Below are 1,506 nucleotides of genomic sequence, written 5' to 3'. Positions count from 1 at the left end.
GCAAATGCCGGCCAGGCAGGCCGCTTCACAGGCTGGCGCGCTACCATGCGCGCCCTTTTGTCTCTGAGCGCTTTCCTCTCACATGACTGTCTCGATACGCCGCCGCCATTTCACCCTGGCCCTGCCGGCCCTGGCCGCCCTGGCGCAGCCCGCGCTGGCCCGCTCGCCCAGCTCGCTCACGCTGGGCATGACGCTGGAGCCGCCCGGGCTGGACCCCACGGCAGGCGCCGCTTCGGCCATCGCCGAAATCATGCTCTACAACGTCTTTGAGACGCTCACCAAAATCCGCCCCGACGCCAGCGTCGGCCCGCTGCTGGCGCAAAGCTGGCACAGCTCGCCTGATCTGAAGCAGTGGACGTTCCATCTGCGCGACAACGCACGCTTTTCCAACGGCGCGCCGCTGACGGCGCAAACCGTGCAATGGGCCTTCACGCGCGCCGCCAGCGAAGGCAGCACCAACAAAGACCGGCGCACCTTCACCGCCATGCGCCAGATTGCCGCGCCTGATGAGCGCACCGTGCGCATCGAGCTGGAGCAGCCCGATGCCGACCTGCCCTTCAAGCTGGGCCAGGCCACCGCCATCATCGCCGAGCCGGGCAGCGCCGCCGGCAACGCCACGCGCCCCGTCGGCAGCGGCCCTTACGTGCTGGACAAATGGCAGCGCGGCGCTTCCCTCACCCTCAAGGCCTGGCCGCAGTGGCGCGAGGCGGGCGCCATTGCCATTGGCCGCGCCGTCTTTCGCTTCATCAGCGACCCGGCCGCGCAAGTGGCCGCGCTGCTGGCGGGCGATGTGGATGCCTTTGTCCGCATGAGCGAGCGCGGCGCCGCGCGTCTGAAGGCCGATGGGCGCTTTGCGCTGCTGCAAAGCGGCTCGCGCGCCAAAACCATCGTCGCATTCAACCACCGCCACGCGGCCTTGCGCGATGTGCGCGTGCGCCGCGCCCTGTGCGCCGCCATTGACCGCCAGGCCGTGCTGCAAGCGGGCCAAAACGGCCTGGGCACGCCCATCGGCAGCTACTACACCCCCGGCAGCCCCGGCTATGTGGACCTGACCGGCGTCAATGCCTATGACCCGGACAAGGCCCGCCAGCTGCTCAAAGAGGCCCTGCCCGATGGCCCCCTGTCGCTCACCCTCACCCTGCCGCCCACGCCCTACGCCCGCCAGGGCGGCGAAGTCGTGGCCGCGCAGCTGGCGCAGGCGGGCGTGCGCGTGAAAGTGCAAAACGTGGAATGGGCGCAGTGGCTCAGCCACGTTTACGGGCAGGCGCAGTTTGACCTCACCCTCATCAGCCATGTCGAGCCGCTCGATCTGGGCAACTGGAGCAAGCCCGGCTACTACTGGGGCTACGAAAACCCCGCCTTCAATGCCCTCTACGAGCGCCTGCGCGCCAGCGCCGATGAAGGCGAGCGGCTGAAGCTGCTGGAGCAGGCCCAGCGCCTGCTGGCTGAAGACGCCGCTGCCATCTTCCTGTACCAGCCGCACTGGCTGACCGCCGCCCGCAAGGG

General features: G+C 69.3%; 1 protein-coding gene. It reads left to right on the top strand.

Going from position 1 to position 1,506, the window contains the following annotated elements; all coding sequences use genetic code 11:
• Positions 1-82 precede the first annotated feature (82 nt).
• On the top strand, positions 83-1,506 hold a 1,424-nt coding region (locus QB898_RS13005; protein WP_279525293.1), incomplete at its 3' end, for an ABC transporter substrate-binding protein.

Source organism: Ottowia cancrivicina (genome assembly GCF_029813755.1).
GTDB lineage: Bacteria > Pseudomonadota > Gammaproteobacteria > Burkholderiales > Burkholderiaceae_C > Ottowia > Ottowia massiliensis.
This window is presented reverse-complemented; position numbering and strand designations above follow the sequence as displayed.